The following is a 19,658-nucleotide window of genomic DNA, read 5'->3' as shown; positions in this document are numbered from 1 at the left end:
TCCCTTGCCACTGGTGGAGGCCACCAGTAAGCTCCCTTCATGAGGGATACATTCGAACTATGGGAAGGGCGCGGTCAATTTGCAGGGCACGAGACCTTTCCGCTGCGTCTGCTGTGGTTAAAAAAATCCTACGATGCCGTCCGAGGCGGAGTTCCGATTGGAACATTCCATGAACCTGAGGCAATCGTGCGCTTCGGTGTGGGGCGCAACATGGCGGTTTCGATGCGCTATTGGGCGACCGCGGCGGGGATAATACACGACTCCAATTCTGCATTAATGCCGACAGAGCTCGGCGACGCCATCTTCGGCGACAGCGGTACTGATCCTTTCATCGAGCGTACAGCGACACTTTGGCTCGTCCATTGGAATTTCGCGTCCGAACCATCGTTGACCACGACGATTTTTTTTGCTTTTAACGGAATTTCCGGTACGGAATTCGATGTCGCGTCAATCAACAATGAATTAAGTGCCGTCGTTAACGCCCGCGGATGGCGGGCGGCTCCGGTCACTTTGCGACGCGACATCGACGTGTTCCTTCGTAGCTATGTGCGTAGGGATGACATAGATGTCGAAGATGCTGCCGAGCCCTTGCTTGCAGAGCTTGGCTTGGTTCGTGACATGCGGCCGGGTGCTTGGTTCGAATTCGTTCGCGGCCCCAAGCCTACCTTGCCCAACGCGGTATTCGCGTATGCACTCGGCCAATTTTGGCAGCGGAACTACCCTGCATTAGCCACACTCTCTGCCGAGCAGATCTGCTACGCCGTGGGTTCCCCGGGCCGCGTCTTCAAGTTGGACGAAGATAGCGTGGTGAACCACCTAATGCGACTCGAGGAATTAACTGGCGGAGTATGGGCCTGGACTGATACAGCTGGTCTGCGACAGGTACAGCGTCGAGGTCAGCTCGATTTAATGCAATTGCTTTTGAACGCCTATCCGCCACGGCCGCAACGTAATCGCAGACGTGTAGCATGAGTACGCTCGCCGACCATGTCACCATTGAGCGCCGCTTTGCGCGCTCGGCGCGTCTCGACGCCGATCTCAAAGGGACCCCCCCTTTGGTCGGATATGTACTTCAGGCCAGCACCCACAAGGCCTTAAGCGCAATGGCTATGGCGCAGTGCGAAACAAAGCAAGGCGCTTATACCTGGACTGGACCCTACGGTGGGGGAAAATCGAGTGCAGCACTGCTGGTAGGGAACTTGGTTGGCGGTAAGAGTAGCGGCCGCACAATCGCGCGGGAGCTGGCAGGACAGGAACTCTCGACATTGTTTGGTCAAGCGTTTCCGGATCGCGGTAAGCAGCGCTGGACGGTCGTGGCAGTGACGGGAAGCCGTTCGGATATGAGCGAGGCGATTGTCGAAGCTTCGAAGGAGACCTTGTCTTGGGACAAAAGGACGCTCGTTCGTGCGCGCCGAAACAACGCGGGGCTCGCCGGTGCGCTTGTGGAATCTGCCAATTCGCACGCGGGCGTTTTGCTCATCATCGATGAGCTTGGAAAATTCCTCGAGCAAGCGGTTGCGAATCAGGGCGATATCCACGTCCTTCAAGATCTAGCTGAATTCAGTTCGCGGAGCGGCGGGCGCCTCGTTGTCATAGGCATTCTGCACCAAGCCTTTGATCAGTATGCCGGCCGTTTGTCGCGTGAGGCGCGGCAGGAGTGGGCGAAAGTTCAAGGTAGGTTTCAGGACATTTCCTTCCTCGCGGGTGCTGACGAAACAGTCGCTTTACTCGGCCGAGCGATACAGGTCGACTATCGGCCAAGGCAAGCCGCGGCTCTTGCTGCGGCCGTAGCGAAAGCTGTCGCCGCTCGTAGACCCACAGATGTCGGAGTGCTCGCCAATGCATTGGCGGATACGTGGCCGCTAAACCCAGTGACGGCCTTACTGCTTGGGCCTGTATCGCGGCAACGCTTCGCGCAGAACGAGCGGAGTGTCTTCGGGTTTTTAAGTTCGGCGGAGCCACATGGATTCGTCGAATTTTTGAAGAGTGAACCAGCAAAGTCGGTTACGACATACGGTCCGGACCGCCTATGGGATTATCTTGCGACGAATTTTGGAATGGCATTGGCGTCCGGACAGGACAGCGCGCGGTTCAGTCTCGCTTTCGAGGCGATAGATCGAGCTTCGGCAAAGGGCGGCTCGCTGCATGTCGCTGTTGCGAAATGTGCCGCGGTTATCGAGTTCTTCCGTAATGGTTCAGGCGTTGCGGTTGCGGCTGAGTTTTTGGCAGCTTCGCTTCCGTATGAATCACCCGATAAGGTCCGGCGGGTGATTGATGACTTGGTCGAGTGGGCGATCTTATTGCGCCAGCCCCGGCTCGGCGGCTTTGCAATTTTTGCCGGAAGCGACTTTGATCTCGATCAAGCTTTGGACAAGTCTCGTACAGCGCCGTCTGCAGACGACCTTGCAACGCTGCCTCGACGTGTAGGCTTGCCATTCGCTACAGCAAAGAGACATTACTTCCGCACGGGGGCATTGCGTGCCTTCGATATCGTCCTTCAACCCTTCGGCGTGAATGATTTGGATGAGGCGTTAGTGTCGCGTCTCCATTCGCGATCGATTTGCGGCAGTGGCTCGATGTTGTTGCTCTTGGCTGATACTTCGTTGAGTCACCAGGATGCCCAACGTAGAGCCCGAGCAATTGCAAAGGCGATGCGTTCAAAGGGCGTAATTGCCGCTGTTGCCGCGGTCCCAGCAGAAAATCGTTTGCGCGATACTGCGGCCGAAATCTTGGCATTGGAGCGGGTGGTCAAAGAGCACCCGCAACTTCAGGGAGATCGGATTGCGCGACGAGAAATTGCTGCTCGGCGATCGAGTTACTTAGACGCCATCCAGCACGACCTGCGTGAATCTCTCGACGAAGCAGTGTGGTCGCTCGGCCCGACCGGAGAAAGTCTTCAAGAGACGCTATCCGTAGTAGCAACGGCTTTGGCCGATGCTGCATTTCCGATGGCTCCGCATCTCAAAAGTGAGCTCGTCCAACGTGATCGACCATCATCTAGTGCGATGGCAGCGATCCGTGAGCTAGGCCATGCGATGTTATCTGGCGAGTCGAAAGAAAATCTTGGGCTAACTGGATATCCTGCCGAGATGGGCCTGTATCTCACGCTCATACAGCGATTCGGTCTACACAGGGAGGCTGAGCCCGGCGTCTACCGGTTCATGGCGCCCGATAATTCGGAAGACGGTAATAGCCTACAGCAAGCCTGGAACGTTTTTGAAGAAAGTTCGGAGTGCACATTAGACGAAGTGTATGCGACGTGGTCTAAAGCGCCATTCGGACTGAAGGCTGGGGTTATGCCTATTCTCTCGCTAGCGAGCATTCTCTCTCGGCGAGAGCGGCTCGCAATATACGTTGATGGCGTATTTCAGTCACAAATTACGGACATTTTCTTCGACAAGCTGCTACAGAATCCGAAATCGATTCGTCTACGAAAAATCGATCGAAGCGTACGGGAGGTTGGGTTGCTTGCCGGGCTTGGTGCGGGGCTTGGCATTGCGCACGAACCCACTTCTCTCGTCGTTGCACAAACCTTGTTTCAGCGATTCCAGACGCTGCCAATCTACTCTCAGCGAACACGCAATTTATCCGAAACGGCATGTGCTGTTAGAGCTGTCGTATTGAAGTCGACTGATCCGGAAGCGCTGCTCTTTCAGGAGCTGCCGAAGGTGAAGTTTGAAGGTGATCCTTCAACCGCAGTCGTTTCGGCCCTAAGCGAAGCGGAGCGTGCGTACGATGCCCTGCTGTCCGAGCTCACTTACAACTTGAGCCGTGTCCTAGGGGTCGATGCTGTGACGTTTACCGGAATCGCGGATCGAGCCGAAGTCGTGAAGGGGCTGACGAACGATTTGCGCTTCGATGCCTTCGCTATGCGGGCAGCTCAGTTCGAGCGCGGCGAAGGCGATATCGAAGGGCTTGTAAGCATGTTCGTTCACAAGTCCCCGTCCAATTGGTCTGATCGTGATCGCGAGCAGGCATTGCTCGAATTGGCAAGATTCGGTCGGCGCTTTCGTGAGGCCGAGGCACTCGCTGTTGTTCGTGCTCGTCGATCAACGACTGAAGCACTCGCTTTGGTGGTTGGTCTTGATCCTAATACGCCGGCTGTGGTGACCAGTTTCGAGCTTACAGACCGCGAGAAGAAACAGGCTGAGGGTCTCGCAGAACGCGTTCTCGATCTGCTCGAATCGAAAGGCGGAAACAGAACAATTCGGCTTGCGGCACTGGCACGAGCGGTCGCTAGCCTCGCGGCCGATGCTGAGCTGGAGCCCGCATGAGCGCGCGCGAACGGCACATTCTGGGATTGTCGGGTGGACGCGACAGTGCGGCGCTCGCGGTTTTCATGCGCCAGACCCAGCCGCAACTCCCCATCGAGTATTTCTTTACCGATACCGGGAAGGAGCTGCCAGAAGTCTATGACTTTCTCGATCGCCTCGAAGGATTTCTCGGCTGCCGAATTGTGCGGCTCAATCCGGATAGGGACTTCGATTTCTGGCTTGCCGAGTATGGTCATTTTCTGCCGTCACCGAAGACACGTTGGTGTACTCGACAGTTGAAGCTCCGGCCTCTTGAACGCTGGTTACGGGATGATCTAGAGAACGGGACAGTCGTCAACTCCTACGTCGCCATTCGTGCAGACGAACCTGCACGAGAGGGTTATCAGTCTACGCACCCCAATATGCACGTTCACCTGCCTTTGAAGGAAGCGGGTATCGATCGTGCAGGCGTTGTAGATATCTTGAGGGATGCTGATGTTGGGGAGCCGGCCTACTATTCTTGGCGTTCACGGTCGGGATGCACGTTTTGTTTCTTCCAACAGAAGATCGAATGGGTGCGATTGTCTCGGCAGCATCCTGCGGCGTTTGAGGAGGCAAAGGCATATGAAAAGAACGCCAAGGAGCACGGCTCGCCCTTTACTTGGAGCCAAGGCGAGAGCCTAGACGAACTCGCACAGCCGGACCGTGTAGCAAGTATAGAAGCCGAGTATGAGAAAAGACGGCTCAGGTTTCTCGCGCGAAGAGTGAAGAACCCACTTTCCGCTTTGACTGTACAAGACGACGAAGAAAGCTACAGTGACAGCGCGGAATCGGCCTGCATCATTTGTCACAAGTGAAGGGCAATGGTTCTATCACTAGGGAGGTGGTCATTCAGTGTTTAAAGTTACCGCCCGCACGGTGCTAGAACTCGGTGCTGAGCTCATTAGTTCTGACATTATCGCTTTTTACGAGTTAATCAAGAATGCCTTCGACGCGAATTCCAAGTCGGGAGCTGACATTCGATTTAATATCGTCCTGAGGCGGAATGAGTATTTGCGTGTCCGAACTCGTGCGCTGACAGGAATCGCCGATGAAGCTCAAAAAGCTACGAAACGCCGCCTCGAAAATGAACTTTTAGCGGAGCTTAAAGGTGCTTTGTCGTCGCATCTCGATATCAGTGCGGGCATTGATACGGTGGCTGCGTTTCAGAAGTTGATTTCCTCTGCGGAGGATGTGCCGAGTTTCATCGATAAGCTCGATGAAGCGTATCGATCGTTAAATGTCATTGAAATAAGCGATACAGGCTCCGGAATGTCGATGTCGGAGCTGACTAATAATTACCTCACAATTGGAACACCCTCGCGCAAGCTTGAAGTGGACCGTGTCATTGCTGCAGGAGGAAAGAAAGCACCTTACTTAGGAGAGAAGGGTATTGGCCGACTTTCTGTGATGAGACTTGGGGACTGGTTGCGCTTAGAAACAGCTCGTAGCGAAGATGCATATCTAAATATTCTCGAAATTGATTGGCGGCTCTTTGATGATCTCAACGCTATGGTCGAGGACGTACCTGTAGAGCCCAAGAGGGGGGCGCGCAAGGAGGCGGCGCAATGGAGTGGGACGCGGCTAACCGTCGGAGACTTGGCCGAGGACTGGACGGAAAGAAGAGTGCGAGCTGCTGCTGATTACGACTTCGCGCGCCTAACAGACCCGTTTGTGGATCCGAAATCGAAGCCTAGAATTGCGTTGTATTGGAACGGTTCGCGTGTTGCGATTCCTTGGATGGATCGAACACTCACTGAACACGCGCATGCCGTATTCAAGGGGAAATACGTCAGTGAGGGGAAGGAACCGACACTTCAAGTGCGGATGGAGGCCTTCAACCTTGGGTTCAAGCATCCTCACGAGGTTGATACAGTCACACTGACATTGCCCGATCTGGAAGGACTACTTTCGGGAACCTCACAAGAAGTGCCACTATCGGCATTGTTTACAGTCGGCTCTTTTGAATTCGAAGCGTACTGGTACAACCGTCGATACCTTGTAGGAATCGATACCATTGGTAACCAGCGCGCAGTGCGAGAGCTGCAGAAGAAATGGTCTGGAATACTCCTGTTCCGAGATGGCTTTCGGGTCTTCCCATATGGCGATGATGAAGACGATTGGCTCGGACTTGATCGCAAGGCTTTAGGACGACCGGGATACGTCTTGAACAAGGCGCAGTTTGTCGGCCACGTACAGATATCTCGCGGACGAAATCCTGGACTTGTCGATCAGACGAACCGGGAAGGACTTCGGTCAACCCCGGAGCAGCAAGTATTTATTGCGGTTCTCCAGCATGTGGTTCGTGACATGCTGTGGGATTTCTTTCGCGACGTTGATCAACGGCATCGCAAGTTGCCATTGGACCTCGGGGACGTAAAAGCCGAGATCAATCGACTAGAGACGCGTGCGAAGTCTGCCCTCTCCCGAGTCCGTAAGCTGGTCCCTAAGGATGAAGTTGAAGTCGTAGAGGACCTGCAACATGCATTCACGGAATTCCATGATTTATCGACAAAGGCTCAGCAGCGAATAGAGGAGGTAGAAGCAGACAGTCGACAAATGGTGCAGATGGCAGGTGTTGGGCTAATGGTTGAAGTAGTCGCCCACGAGTTGGCGAGGGCATCTGAAAGTGCATTGGAAGCTCTGGAAGCGTTGCGTGGAAAGGAAATGCCGGCGGAAGTTCGTTCAAGGCTAGAAACCTTGCGGGCGGAGATGAAAAGCGTCTCTAAGCGGCTGCGAGTGCTGGATCAGCTCAGTGTCTCGGGCCGTCAGCGTTCGGAGATATTTGATCTCGGGGAGCTCGTTGATGATCTAAAAGAGGGACACGCGCCGCAGTTTCGCAGGCACAACATCATGCTGACGGTTGACAAGCCAAGCGATCCGCTGCGGCTGAGAGCGGTTAAAGGAATGGTTGTGCAAATTCTGGAGAACTTGCTCTCGAATTCGATCTATTGGACGCAATTGAGGGCCGGTCGTGAATCACGTTATGTCCCTACCATAACGATTCGAATCGAGATGAATCCTCCGACGATTTACTTTCGCGACAATGGACGAGGTATCTCGCCTGAGCACCGCGAGAAGATTTTTAGACCATTCTGGTCATTGAAGGAAAAAAGCAAACGTCGCGGATTGGGATTATTTATTGCGCGAGAAAATGCGACGTATTTAGGAGGACGGCTAACCCTATCGGATTCTGCCGACGAGCAGACGGAGCGCTTGCATGAATTCGTTCTCGAGCTTCCAGAAGGGTTGGCAGTGAAATGAGCGTAAAGGAACTCCTTGCACAGCGTAACTTGACGTCGGCGCTGATTGTTGATGATGCCTATGACGCGGCACCGCGCGCTGAAGATCTAGTCGCGGATGACGACGCTTGGGCGAATTTTATTGCCGATATCGGTGATGACGCCGCGCTGCTGCGAGAGGCGTTCCCGAAATTTGACGAGCTTGATGCCACGGCCCTTCGTCGCTCGGATGAGTTCGTGGCAGCCGCGTACGGTTTGAAAGGTAAGCTGAGAGAGGAGCTTTGGAAGCTGCTCTTTGACGCCTATGAGCAGGGGGCCACCTCCGATCGCGGATTTCTCACTCGACTGGAGGACGCGCTTAAGGCCCTTGGTGTGGAGGTGCTGACAGCTGGGAGGACGGTCCCGGAGAATGGGAGCCAGCCAAGCATCATATTCGCCGATTTGTTCCTCGGCGCTGCGCAATCTGATCCCGACATGGAACGCTCGCTTGAGCGATTGAATGCCCTGATGAGAGGCAGAGAGGCCAATCCTCCGCTTGTGATTCTGATGTCACGAAGCAATTTGTTGGAGGACAAGAAGGTGCATTTTCGAGACAGCGCAAAGCTGCTCGGGGCCATGTTTCGTGTCTATAGCAAGCTGGCCCTTCTTGAAGGTGCGACGCTGGAACGCACTTTGGAACGGCTGGCGTTGCATCACATTGATGCAAAAATTGTTGCAGGGTTCGTGCACGCGTGGGATGCGGGACTTAAAGCTGCGGCTGAACGATTTCTCAACGGAATTCGTCGACTCGACCTCTCTGACTATAGCCAAATTCGACAAGTGTTGCTCAATTTTGATGGCCAACCGTTAGGCAGCTATTTGCTGGATGTGTTTGACCGGGTCCTTCAACATGAGATTGAGGGCGATGCGATGACGATAGCGGCGGCGGCGGCATTAAACAGAATCGATACAGAGCTATATCCTCCTCCTTACATCGCCGGATCAGCGGATTTGCAGGATCTTGTGTATCGCTCGATCTGGCAACATCCAAAACGGCTCGAGGTCGAAGCTAACGAGAGTGGAGCACCGGTGAGTTTCGGAGACGTCCTGCTCCGACGCTCAATTCTCGATCCTCAGTCAGCAGCGGGTGCGCTTGAAGCAGATGCTCTTATTGTGCTGACTCCTGCTTGCGATTTGGCGCGTGGGAATGGCGCTAAGCGAATCATGTTAATGGCGGGCTCGCTTGCTGACTTGACGCCAAAGACGTGGACGTACAAGGGGGCAATGGTCAAAACACCGATCGTTGTTCTTCCGTCTAAGAAGCGCATGTGGATTCAGTGGGATGTTAAGGACGTTCGAACTCTTCTTCCGGACGAGATCTCGCAACTTTTGGCGCCTGATAGTTCTTATTCGGTCCCTTTACGTCTTCGAGAGAGTCATGTGCTTGAACTTCAGCAAAAGTTGCTTTCGGACATGGGGAGGGTCGGTCTAGTTACACAGATGCCGGCTACGTTCCCGGTTAGCGTCGCGGCTTTCACGGTTGGCACCGACGGTGTGCTGCAATCCGTCGCGCTGCCGGCGGCTGAGCGTGATGGCGGGGTTTGCTTTTCTGGGCGGGATTCGGACTCCAATCCAATGACACGCCTAGTATTGACGGATGATGTCGTAGATGAATTATTAACAGCTATCTCTAGGCTGGACGAGAATACACTTCATACGAAAGCACGCGATACGCTCAAGAAGTTGAAGGCGTCGGCGTCATTTGCAATAAATCTTCAGCGTGGAGTCGATGCCCCAGACGCGAACAAATCGAATCTTCAACAACTCAAGGCACGGTGGGTCGAAGACGGCAAGTCTATGTCGGAGACAGTGGGTATGATCGTGCGGAATCCTCCTAGTTTGGAAGACATTAAGGGAAACTTACTCAACCAGTATGGCGCATTAGTTTTAGTCCTCCATGACTCTGAACAAGGCGCTGCGCTGGTCAGCGCTCTGGCAGAAGAAAGTACGATAGAAACTGCTTCAGCGGCCGGAGAGGGGGCGATGGATGTGCTGCCGGAGAGCTAATTGAAGAACTCGGATGACGGATAATTAATGAGTCCGTTAGAGCGCGGGTTGCCTGTCAAAGAATCGAAGCGCATTCACTCGCCGCTTTTTCGCGGTGTCATTGTTTGGTAACGAGCCAGTAATAACTTTTGGCGATCGGTGATACTGCTCGCTTGAGGTTAATTGTCCTCCGAAAACGCATGCGAAAGGCAGAGCGACTCTTCCGACGGCTTGGTGCCGGCGGCGGAGTACGTTCGCATGTCTACTGACCATCAACGTTATTCGACAACGAACCAATCCGAAGCAATACACAGCTACGCAGCGAGTCATGGGCTGGCGGTCGTCCGGACGTATACCGACGACGGCAAGAGCGGATTGGACATTGGGGGCCGAGATGCACTGCGCCGTCTACTCGAGGATGTTCAGAGCGGACGAGCGAATTTCCGGGTCATCCTGGTTTACGACATAAGCCGCTGGGGGCGATTCCAAAACGCGGACGAAGCGGCGCACTACGAGTATCTGTGTACGAAGGCCGGGATTCGCGTCATTTATTGTGCAGAGCCGTTCGAGAACGATGGGTCGTCACTGGCCACCATCGTCAAGAACGTCAAGCGTGCGATGGCCGGCGAATACAGCCGAGAATTGTCGACAAAGGTGTTTGCCGGGCAGTGTCGCCTTGTGCGCTTGGGATTTCATCAGGGAGGTTCAGCCGGCTACGGTCTCCGGCGAGTGCTCCTGAACGAGCACCGAGCCTCCAAAGGCGAACTCGGTTTCGGAGAACACAAGAGCATCCAGACCGACCGCGTAGTTCTCGCGCCAGGACCGCAAGGCGAGATCGATACGGTTCAACGCATCTATCGCGACTTCGTCGACCTCGGCATGAACGAGCGCGAGATCGCCAACGCGCTCAATGCGGAAGGCCTCTCGACGGATATGGCACGGCCATGGACGCGGGGAACGGTGCATCAGGTGCTGACGAATGAAAAGTACGTCGGCAACAATCTCTACAACAGAACTTCGACCAAGCTCCGGCGGCGGACCGTGCGCAATGCGCCGGAACACTGGATCCGATGCGAGGGGGCGTTCCAAGGCATCGTCTCGGTCTCGCTGTTCCAGCGAGTTCGTGAAATCGTCGAGCAGCGTTCGCGCCGCCTCGATGATGCGCAGATGCTGGCTATGTTGCGTACGCTGCTGGACCGTGCCGGGGCTCTCTCCGGTCTCATCATCGATGAGCAGGACGATATGCCCTCCAGTACCGCCTACCAGAATCGGTTCGGTGGACTGGTGCGGGTCTATGAACTGATTGGGTACACGCCCGAGCGGGACTATCGCTATCTGGCGATCAATCGTGCTCTGCGTGCTTGGCATCCTCAGGTGCTGGCGGAGATCGTCGAGCGCTTTGAAGGTGTTGGGGCGGAAGTGAAGCGTGACGCCGGCACTGATCTGCTCACGATCAACGACGAATGGACGGCGTCGGTGGTCGTGGCTCGCTGCCAGGCGACGGCCGCCGGCAGTTTGCGATGGAAGGTGAGGTTCGACACGGTCCTTTCGCCGGATGTCACTCTCGCGGTGCGGATGGACCGCAGCAACTCTCTGGCAAAGGACTACTACCTGATCCCCCGGCTCGATACTGGCGCTTGGCCGCGACGTCTCGGCGAAGACAACAGCGCCATCATCGACAGCTACCGATTCGAGACTTTGGACGTACTCGGCAAGTTGGCCGAGCGAGTTTCATTGAAGGAGGTTGCATGACGCAGGTTACGCATACGCGCGAGCGCGTCGAGATGATTCGCATCGACGAAATCCATGTTCTCAATCCGCGTACTCGCAGCAAGAAGGGGCATCGCGAGCTCATCGACAACATCCGTGCGGTAGGGCTGAAACGCCCCATCACCGTAAGTCGAAGAAGTGCGCCCGCCGCAGGCCGGCACTACGACCTGATATGCGGGCAAGGACGCTTGGAAGCATTGCAAGCGCTGAGGCAAACGGAGATTCCTGCCTTCGTCCTCGATGCCACCGAGGAAGACTGTCTGGTGATGAGTCTGGTGGAGAACGTCGCGCGACCGCAACACCGGCCTATCGACCTGATGAAAGAAGTGGGCCGGCTCCGCGAGCGCGGCCACAGCGATGTGGAAATCGGCCAAAAAATCGGCGTCACTGCTTCTTGGGTCAACATGATTGGAGGGCTTCTGGAACGCGGTGAAGAGAAGCTGCTTTCGGCGGTCGAGACGGGACTGATTCCGTTGAGCATGGCCACCGACATTGCGCGGAGTTCGGAATCCGAGATCCAGAACCTGCTCGCCGAAGCATATGAGCAGGGCTTTCGCGGCAAGAAGCTGACGACGGTCAGGCACTTGCTGGAGCGAAGGGCGAAGCGGCACAAGCTTGTGCGCGGCAATCCGCTTGGGGGCGGCAAGCACAAGAGGAAAACAATGACCACTGCGGATCTTCGTCGACTGTTCGAGCGTGAGGCCGAAAAACAGAGACTCACGATCAAGAAGGCTAGCTTCACCAGCAACCGGCTGATCTTCGCAACCGAAGCCTTGAAGGAGCTGATGGCGACGCCGGAATTCTCGCGACTGCTTCGAGTCGAGCGACTGGATTCGTTGCCGAGGCTGCTGCAGGACCGTATCCAGAGCGGAGATCGCCCATGAAACAGGCCAAGAGCTTACTGCCTCAGGACGATGATGTTGCGGCTACGAAATCCGCTTTCCTTTCCGACTGCGTGCGGGTGCCGATCGCCAATCTGATGCCTCTGAAGACGATGCGACCTTCGGTGAAGAGCAGTACCAAGTATCTGCAGATACTAGCATCGGTTCGCGAGGTGGGCCTCGTGGAGCCACCGGCGGTGAGCCCGGTGCCTGACCGGTCCGGTCATTACTTTCTTCTCGACGGACATCTCCGCGTCGAGGCGCTCAGAGACGTTGGCCAAACCGTGGTGGATTGCTTAGTTGCAATCGACGACGACACTTATTCGTACAACAAGCGGATCAATCGCCTGTCGGCAGTCCAGGACCACAAGATGATCGTCCGGGCGATGGAGCGAGGCGTTTCCGCGGAACGTCTCGGAAAGTCCCTGGGGCTTTCGCCTCTGACGATCACCCATCGCTTCCGCCTGCTCAATGGCATCTGCGACGAGGCCATCGAACTGCTCGCGGATACCTCATGTCCGGGTAAGGTGTTCACCATCCTTCGGCAGATGAAGCCACTGCGGCAGATCGAAGCCGCCGAGTTGATGACGGGCAACCGGAACTTCTCGGTCATGTTCGCCAATGCCTTGCTGGCGGCGACACCGGCGAATCAGCTGGCCACGCCGCCCAAGGTGGCGGTCGAGCAGGTGTCGGCGGATTCAATCGCGCGTATGGAGCGGGAGCTGGCGGCGCTTCAAATGCAAATCAAGATCGTAGAAGACAGCTACGGCCCGGATGTTCTGCACCTTACGGTCATCAAGGGGTATCTCGCAAAGCTGTTGGCCAACGCTGCGGTGGTCCGCTGGTTGGCCAAACATCAGCCCGAATACTTGAAGGAGTTTCAGAGCATCACGGAGATGAGCGGTCTGGTAGCTGAGAGCGCGATCAGAGAACGACAAGAAGCCTGAGCCCTGAGACTTTCGCTGCTGAGGCGCTGGTTATGTTCAATCTTGCGGTTATCAGAGCTGAGGACATCAGGGCCGATGCCGAGCAGCGAGTGTCAAGCGCCCCCGACGTTCCCAGCGTTACAGTAGCGTGCGAATTCCCGTTGATTACGAGAATGCGGCGAGGAATCAGGCGTGCGCAGTCTCAGGTTCGGCAGGCGTCACTGATAGACGCATGCCAACAGCATGAAGCACTGCCAATAACGTCTTGAGTGTAGGATTCCCTGTCGGCGACAGCGCGCGATAGAGTGCTTCGCGGGTAATGCCCGCCGCCTGAGCAATGGTCGCCAGCCCGCCATAGGCTTCGGCCACATCCCTCAAAGCCAACAGGCCGACAGCGCGATGTTCTGGATCATCGAGCTCTTCCAATGCGGCCTTCAGGTACTCGGCAGCGAAGGCGCGATCTGCCCGCAGTTCTTCGATTGTGGCCTCAACGTGAGAAATCGAAGCTGTTAGCTTGCGCTTACTCATGTATTTCTCCGCTTCCAGTCGTGCCAATACTCTTTGGCCCGTCGTATGTCCGCATCCTGAGCTCGCTTGTCACCGCCACATAAGAGGATGACCACAGTGGTGCCGTGCCGGGCAAAGTACACGCGGTAGCCGGGACCAATGTCCTCTCGCAATTCCAGAACGCCTTCTCCGACAGGCTTGACGTCACCGAACATGCCCGCAGATACGCGACGAAACCGGATTTCCAACTTGGCCCGGGCACGCGCATCGCGTAGGCCGGCGAGCCAGACGGTCAGCGGGATATCACCAGTGGCGAGCTGATATCGACGGACCTCAATCACGGTCGTGCCTCCATTGTAACTTATAAGTTACAGTCGTCAACATGTCCGGACCTTCACGCCGCAGCCTCGGCCGGGGCCGCCGCGTTTATAGCGAACGCCGTCCCGAGGAATGGAATGTCGGATTTCGGAAAATGCGGTTCTGGTCCCGATGCCGGTGTACGCTGGCGGCAACAGTCCAGATAGTCGGCCCAATGTTGAAGCATGGCCCGTCGTTCCGATTGATATCGGTGGCGGTTGTAAGCGGCGCGGATAGGGTCCTTGGGCGCGTGCGCCAGACAGAGTTCGATGACATCCGGGTTTTCGCTGATGCTATGGAAGTACGTGCTGAACATGGCGCGCATTCCGTGGGGAGTTCCCTGCTTTGCGAATCCGAGCCGTTCAAACACTGCGTTCAAGCTGCGATTGGCCATTGGTCTCTGAGGATCGCGACGATTCGGGAAGAGGTGCACCCGATTGGGTTCGGAAATTTCACGGAGGCGCTTTAACAGGTCCATCGCCTGGCGCGACAGAGGCACCCAATGGGGCGCGCCACCTTTCATGCGGTCTGCGGGTATCGCCCATTGCGCTCGGATCAAGTCGAACTCGGTCCAACGAGCCTCGATCACTTCTGCTTTTCGGCATGCGGTCAATAGCAGCAAGAGCATGGCGATCCGCGTCAGCTCGGTGAGCGCTGTGTTTGCCTCCAAGGCTCGGAGAAACTCACCGATGCGATGGTCTGGCAAGGCAGCATAGTGTTGTTGCCGACGTCTTCTCATTACCCGCAGCGGCGGTGTCGGGTTCTGGTCGATCAGGCCGCAGTCGATCGCGTGCTCGAAGATTCCGAAGATGTAGCCGCGTAGATTGCGGGCGACTTCGGGAGCACGCGCCTCAACCCCTTTCAGAACTGTCGTGAGTTCCAGACGAGTGATTTCCTGGATGGGGCGATTCTTTAGCTTGGGCAGCAGATCATTGGTGATCTCGCGGCTGCGCTGTTTGATGGTGGCCTTGCGCAAGGACGCCTCCGTTATTGCTCTCCATCCGGCAACCATTGTCGAGAAGACTCCCGTCGTTCGCTCAAGATCGGCCTGCTTTCGCGATTGCTCTTCCCGCCGGCGAGCTGCTACAGGGCTGATGCCCTGTGCCACCAGCTTTCGGGAATCTGCATGCCGTTCTCTTGCTTCGGCCAAGCTCACTTCAGGGAAAGCGCCTAGCGATTGCTTGCCTTCAATGCCGCGGATTCGAAATTTGTAACGCCACAGCTTCGATCCGCTGGGCTGCACCAGCAGATATAGGCCTTGTTGGTCGCTCAGCTTGTATGGCTGCGCGCGCGGCTTTGCTGACTTGATGCCGAGGGTCGAAAGCATGCCGAATCTCCAGCTGCGAGGCCCCCAATGAGGCCCCCAGAAGCGCGCGATGACTAGGGACGTTCCGAGACATCGCGAGATCGTCCTTTCCCTCAAATGCCTGATTCAGATGAATCTTAGGAGAGAAAAGTGACGTAGTGAGATTCTATGAAGCGTCGCTACGAGGACCAGGTGGCGATGCGCATCGGCAAGTTCGGATCGGGACAGGGCGCTTGATTCTAGGGCGGATCGGTCGCTGCGATCGGCGCCGGCGGCCAAGGTTAAGAAATGTAAAGCGCCGGCGGATGAAACAAATGCGTCAAGCCCGCTACCTAGCATCTGCCGCTCGATACGCCGTAGCGGCTTCACGCTGGCCGTGACGGCGACCTTACACCCCACGCTGAACGAGGGAGCGCATGAACAAGCAGCCGTCGCAGGTATTCCGTAAATCGTCCAAGGCCCTGGCCGAGGCCTCGCTGGTCGCCGCGATCTGCATGGTGGCGGCCTGCAACAGCACCCACGACAAGACGCTCGCCGGCGTGGTCGCGGCCAGCGCCTACGTGCCGGGCAGCACGACCGGCGATCCGACGATCAAGGCGGGCTACTACAAGGGTGCGACCGTCTTCCTCGACGAAAACGGCAACGGCGTGCTGGACAGCGGCGAAGACTCGGCGACCACGGACGCGACCGGCAAGTTTTCGCTGAAGGTCGATCACAATGCCAGCGGCCAGCTTGTCGCCGACATCACGACGTCGGCGATCAACACCGCGGTCAACGCGGCCGCGCCCAGCCATCTGATCCTGCGTGCTTCGGCGGCTCAGGTCGCCGATCAGGGTGAGGACAAGATCGTCATCAGCCCGATGTCGAGCGAAGTGCAGCGTCTGGTCGAGGCCAACGGCAGCAGCTATGCGGCCGAGAAAGCCAATATCGCCACGCGCCTCAGCGTGCCGTTCAACAGTGCCGCCGCCCTGAGCGTCAGCGGCGCGGACGCGCTTGCCGACGTCAACACGCTGAGCGGCAACGAGCAGGCAGCCGTGCTGTTCGAAGACAACGCCCTGACCAATCGCTACACCTACGCGACGACCAAGCTCGACCGCGGCGACAAGTATCCGGATGCGCTCGCGGTCGCCGGTGGCGACCCGACGCTCGCCGACACCGCGGGCATCACCTCGGGCGAGACCATCCCGGCCGATACGCGCACGACCATCACCTTCGCGCAGGCGCAGCAGGCCGCCTTCAACATCGAAGGTGTGCCGGCCTACGACAACATCTTCATCATCATCGAAGAGAACAAGTCGACGGATGCCGTCGCCGGCAACCCGCGCGCGCCGACCATCAACGACATTCTCGACAACTACAACAAGCTGTCGACCTACTACGCGACCAGCAACCCGTCCGAGCCGAACTACACCGCGCTCGGCGGCGGTGACGACTTCGGCGTCACCGACGACAACTGGTTCGGCTGCGGCGCCAGCGGCCAGTACGCGCCGACCGACGTCGCGTTCGCCGGCGGCACGGCTTCCGACGGCCAGGTGATCCCGGCGTTTGCCGCGCTGCCGCCGGCCGACAGCGCGCGCCGCGCGGGCTATTCGCCGACCAGCGCGACCTGCGGCGACGCGCCGACCCAGGGCGCCGTCCACAACATCCCGGGCGACAACCTGTTCACGGTGATGTCCAAGGCGGGCATGACCATCCGCACCTACAGCGAGTCGATGAATCCGGGGCAGGACCCGCGTGCCGACAGCATCGCCGATCCGGCCGTGGTCGGTCTGTATGACGAAACCGACGGCGACGGCACGGAGGTCAAGGACACTCAGGCCTGGCCGGTCAGGTCTCAGCTCTATCGCGTCAAGCACGGCCCGTCGATCGACTTCCAGGCGGCGCGCAATCTGCCCGAGTTCTATGCCGACAATCGCACGATCTTCGGTACGCAGTACACCGAGGCTGACTGGAAGAAGCAGACGGCCTATCCGGACTTCGACGCGTCGAACTGGAACTACGACCAGTTCGGCACCGACCTTGCCACCGGTGACGTGGGCAACATCAACTTCGTCGTGCCCGACCAGTGCGACGACATGCACAGCGTCGGCAAGAGCGGCGTGGACGGCGAGTCCTGCGCGATCGGCAGCTCCAACGGCAACAACGGCCAGAACGCCGGCATCACCCGCGCCGACATCTACGTGAACAAGGTGGTGACGGCGATCAAGAACTCGGCGCTGTGGAAGAACAAGCAGCGGCGTGTGGCGATCGTGGTGATGTTCGACGAAGGCGAAGGCGGCAACAACGGCTCGTGCTGCGGCTGGAACGCCGGCGGCCCGAACTCCGGCGCGGCGCCGGTGACGGTGGATGCCGACGGCAAGGCGACGGCGACCACGGCGCCGACCAACTATGCCCAGGGCAACTTCGGTCACGGCAACTCGATCTTCGGCATCGTCACCAACCAGCAGGATGTCGGCACCGCGAAGAAAGCCGTCACCGACAGCGACGCCTACAGCCATTTCTCGTTCCTGCGCACGATGCAGGACATGTTCGGTGTCGCCGACCCGGCCAGGGATGCTTCGTATCTGAACCGCGCCAAGTACACGGAGAAGTTCATCGCCGAGAACATCATGGCACTGCCGGAGTACACGGACAGCGCGGACACGCACTTCGATGCGGTGCGCCCGATCAACCATGCCTACAAGATTCCAGACACCTACGTGCAGAAGCTGTATCCGGGTGACATCACCGGCGTGGTGAATCCTGACACCGGCATGGTCGAGGGCGCCATCACGCCTCAGGTCGGTCCGGACAGCAGCCAGGACAACGTCTGGGCGACGAAATAAGCACTACACCGCTGCGCGCAGAGGCGGTCCGCCGCCTCTGCGCCGTCGGCGGTGACGGATGCGTGACGGGCCGTTCGTTCGACGACGGCCCGTCTTCATTTGCGGATGGGACAACACAGATGGGCAAGCGACTTCCTCTCGGCACCGCAATCGGTGCGGCGCTGCTGGCGCTGACGGCTTGCGGCGGCGGCAGCGGCGGTACGCCGACTGTCGCGCCGCCTGGCAATGCGGCAAAGCTCAGTCTCGCGGCACAGGTCGGACAGAAGGCGTTCTTCGACAAGAACCTGTCGGGCGGCAAGAACATGGCATGTTCCGGCTGTCACGATCCGCAGTACGCCTATGGGCCGCCGAACAGCCTGTCGGTGCAGCTCGGCTCCGATCCGGCGCAGTCCGGTGCGCGCGCCGTGCCCTCCTTGCGCTACCGCGAATCGACCCCGGCCTATGACGACCATGCCGCCAATCCCGACGGCGTCACCCTGGCGTCGGCCGGCGGCGGCTTCATGTGGGACGGCCGTGCGGCGTCGATGGCGGAGCAGGTGGCGCTGCCGCTGCTCAATCCGCTGGAGATGAACAATGCTTCGAAGGCCGACGTGGTGCAGGCCGTGCAGAACGGCAGCTACGCCGATCTGTTCGAGCAGGCGTTCGGCGCCGACGTGTTCGCCGACACCGACACCGCGTTTGCCGACCTCGGTACCGCCATCCAGGCCTTCGAAACCGAGGACCTCAGTTTCCATCCGTACAGCAGCAAGTACGACCTCAACATCTACAACAAGATCGGCGGCACGCTGACCGCGGCGGAAATGCGCGGCCTCGTCGTGTTCCACAGCAGTGCCGTCGGCAACTGTTCCGCCTGCCACTATGCCGGCGTCAACTTCGCCGGCAATCAGGGTCTGATGACGGACTTCACCTATCAGGCGCTCGGCGCGCCGCGCAACGACAAGTCGATCCCGGGCAATCCCGATCCGATCCCGGCCAACGACGATCCGGCGTACTACGACATGGGCCTGTGCGGGCCGTACCGCAGCGACCACACGCCGGCCGAACTCGGCACGCCGGACCCGTATTGCGGGCAATTCAAGGTGCCGGTGCTGCGCAACGTCGCCACACGCGGCGCGTTCTTCCACAACGGCGTATTCCATTCACTGGTGCAGGTCCTGCATTTCTACAACACGCGCGACACGCATCCAGAATACTGGTATCCGGCGAGCGGTGGCAGCGGCACGGCGCAGGACAATCCGAGCTGGGCACTGCAGCCGACCTATGTTCCCGGCGCGACCGTCGCCAGGTTCAACGATCTGCCAGCCGACGAGCAGGGCAGCGTCGACGAGGAAGTGCCGCTCGGTACGGGCGAGGGCGGCGACAACACCCTGGGCGGCGGCACGCAGGCCCGCGCGGCCGGTTCGGCGCCGGCAATGACCGAGCAGCAAATGTCCGACCTGATCTGCTTCCTCAATACCCTGAGCGACGGCTATCAGGTGCCGGAGACGGCGCCGACCAGCGGTACCTGCGTGAACTGATGCGCGAGCG

At 58.0% G+C, this 19,658-nt stretch carries 13 protein-coding genes; 10 read left to right on the top strand and 3 right to left on the bottom strand.

Annotated features, from left to right (window positions below):
• Positions 1–39 precede the first annotated feature (39 nt).
• The 8 genes from G7Y85_RS14095 to G7Y85_RS14060 all read left to right on the top strand — a co-directional run bounded on the left by G7Y85_RS14095 (position 40) and on the right by G7Y85_RS14060 (position 13,157).
• Positions 40–972 carry a DUF4007 family protein gene (locus tag G7Y85_RS14095; protein WP_166258329.1) on the top strand — a complete coding sequence of 311 codons (933 nt, stop codon included), beginning with the start codon at positions 40–42 and terminating at the stop codon, positions 970–972.
• Positions 969–4,274: a mitochondrial porin family protein gene (locus G7Y85_RS14090; protein WP_166258326.1), complete on the top strand. Its 3,306-nt coding sequence runs from the start codon at positions 969–971 to the stop codon at positions 4,272–4,274. Before G7Y85_RS14095 ends, G7Y85_RS14090 begins: the two co-directional genes overlap by 4 nt.
• Complete coding sequence (locus G7Y85_RS14085) at positions 4,271–5,110, top strand: phosphoadenosine phosphosulfate reductase family protein (RefSeq protein ID WP_166258323.1); 840 nt, start codon at positions 4,271–4,273, stop codon at positions 5,108–5,110. Before G7Y85_RS14090 ends, G7Y85_RS14085 begins: the two co-directional genes overlap by 4 nt.
• A 37-nt stretch (positions 5,111–5,147) precedes the next feature.
• A complete protein-coding gene (locus G7Y85_RS14080; protein ID WP_166258320.1) occupies positions 5,148–7,556 on the top strand; it encodes a sensor histidine kinase in 2,409 nt (802 codons plus the stop codon).
• The gene (locus G7Y85_RS14075; RefSeq protein ID WP_166258317.1) at positions 7,553–9,580 is read left to right on the top strand and encodes a hypothetical protein; all 2,028 of its coding nucleotides are present in this window, start codon (positions 7,553–7,555) and stop codon (positions 9,578–9,580) included. Before G7Y85_RS14080 ends, G7Y85_RS14075 begins: the two co-directional genes overlap by 4 nt.
• Before the next feature lie 162 nt (positions 9,581–9,742).
• Complete coding sequence (locus G7Y85_RS14070; RefSeq protein ID WP_436286638.1) at positions 9,743–11,311, top strand: recombinase family protein; 1,569 nt, start codon at positions 9,743–9,745, stop codon at positions 11,309–11,311.
• Positions 11,308–12,213, top strand: a complete 906-nt coding sequence (locus G7Y85_RS14065) for a plasmid partitioning protein RepB C-terminal domain-containing protein (protein ID WP_166258311.1) — start codon at positions 11,308–11,310, stop codon at positions 12,211–12,213. Before G7Y85_RS14070 ends, G7Y85_RS14065 begins: the two co-directional genes overlap by 4 nt.
• Positions 12,210–13,157 (top strand): plasmid partitioning protein RepB C-terminal domain-containing protein, encoded by a 948-nt coding sequence (locus tag G7Y85_RS14060; protein ID WP_166258306.1) that lies wholly within the window; start codon positions 12,210–12,212, stop codon positions 13,155–13,157. The genes G7Y85_RS14065 and G7Y85_RS14060 overlap by 4 nt, the downstream gene beginning before the upstream one ends.
• A gap of 165 nt (positions 13,158–13,322) precedes the next feature.
• On the opposite strand, the gene G7Y85_RS14055 is transcribed toward G7Y85_RS14060, so the two are convergent.
• From G7Y85_RS14055 to G7Y85_RS14045, 3 genes are read right to left on the bottom strand one after another with little or no spacing between them, the layout of a single operon-like run.
• Positions 13,323–13,664, bottom strand: a complete 342-nt coding sequence (locus tag G7Y85_RS14055; RefSeq protein WP_166258303.1) for an addiction module antidote protein — start codon at positions 13,662–13,664, stop codon at positions 13,323–13,325.
• Entirely contained in the window at positions 13,661–13,984 is a 324-nt protein-coding gene (locus G7Y85_RS14050) for a type II toxin-antitoxin system RelE/ParE family toxin (protein WP_166258300.1), read from the bottom strand. Before G7Y85_RS14050 ends, G7Y85_RS14055 begins: the two co-directional genes overlap by 4 nt.
• Before the next feature lie 53 nt (positions 13,985–14,037).
• Positions 14,038–15,327 (bottom strand): tyrosine-type recombinase/integrase, encoded by a 1,290-nt coding sequence (locus G7Y85_RS14045; RefSeq protein WP_166258297.1) that lies wholly within the window; start codon positions 15,325–15,327, stop codon positions 14,038–14,040.
• A 473-nt stretch (positions 15,328–15,800) separates the two neighbouring features.
• On the opposite strand from G7Y85_RS14045, the gene G7Y85_RS14040 reads away from it, so the two are divergent.
• Entirely contained in the window at positions 15,801–18,131 is a 2,331-nt protein-coding gene (locus G7Y85_RS14040; protein WP_436286639.1) for an alkaline phosphatase family protein, read from the top strand.
• A 119-nt stretch (positions 18,132–18,250) separates the two neighbouring features.
• Positions 18,251–19,648, top strand: coding sequence for a cytochrome-c peroxidase (locus G7Y85_RS14035; protein ID WP_166258291.1), 1,398 nt, complete (start codon positions 18,251–18,253; stop codon positions 19,646–19,648).
• Positions 19,649–19,658: the final 10 nt, after the last annotated feature.

This window comes from Solimonas terrae, from assembly GCF_011067135.1.
GTDB classification, from domain to species: Bacteria; Pseudomonadota; Gammaproteobacteria; order Nevskiales; family Nevskiaceae; genus Solimonas; species Solimonas terrae.
The sequence above is the reverse complement of the archived record's forward strand: the minus strand, read 5'-3'. Positions and strand labels throughout refer to the sequence as shown.

What these genes read in the sequence shown, in the direction of transcription:
- G7Y85_RS14040 (WP_436286639.1), top strand. Translation starts at nt 15,801, where the DNA reads ATGGTGGCGGCCTGCAACAGCACCCACGACAAGACGCTCGCCGGCGTG.
- G7Y85_RS14055 (WP_166258303.1), bottom strand. Translation starts at nt 13,664, where the DNA reads ATGAGTAAGCGCAAGCTAACAGCTTCGATTTCTCACGTTGAGGCCACA.
- G7Y85_RS14075 (WP_166258317.1), top strand. Translation starts at nt 7,553, where the DNA reads ATGAGCGTAAAGGAACTCCTTGCACAGCGTAACTTGACGTCGGCGCTG.
- G7Y85_RS14045 (WP_166258297.1), bottom strand. Translation starts at nt 15,327, where the DNA reads ATGCTTTCGACCCTCGGCATCAAGTCAGCAAAGCCGCGCGCGCAGCCA.
- G7Y85_RS14085 (WP_166258323.1), top strand. Translation starts at nt 4,271, where the DNA reads ATGAGCGCGCGCGAACGGCACATTCTGGGATTGTCGGGTGGACGCGAC.
- G7Y85_RS14065 (WP_166258311.1), top strand. Translation starts at nt 11,308, where the DNA reads ATGACGCAGGTTACGCATACGCGCGAGCGCGTCGAGATGATTCGCATC.
- G7Y85_RS14035 (WP_166258291.1), top strand. Translation starts at nt 18,251, where the DNA reads ATGGGCAAGCGACTTCCTCTCGGCACCGCAATCGGTGCGGCGCTGCTG.
- G7Y85_RS14090 (WP_166258326.1), top strand. Translation starts at nt 969, where the DNA reads ATGAGTACGCTCGCCGACCATGTCACCATTGAGCGCCGCTTTGCGCGC.
- G7Y85_RS14095 (WP_166258329.1), top strand. Translation starts at nt 40, where the DNA reads ATGAGGGATACATTCGAACTATGGGAAGGGCGCGGTCAATTTGCAGGG.
- G7Y85_RS14060 (WP_166258306.1), top strand. Translation starts at nt 12,210, where the DNA reads ATGAAACAGGCCAAGAGCTTACTGCCTCAGGACGATGATGTTGCGGCT.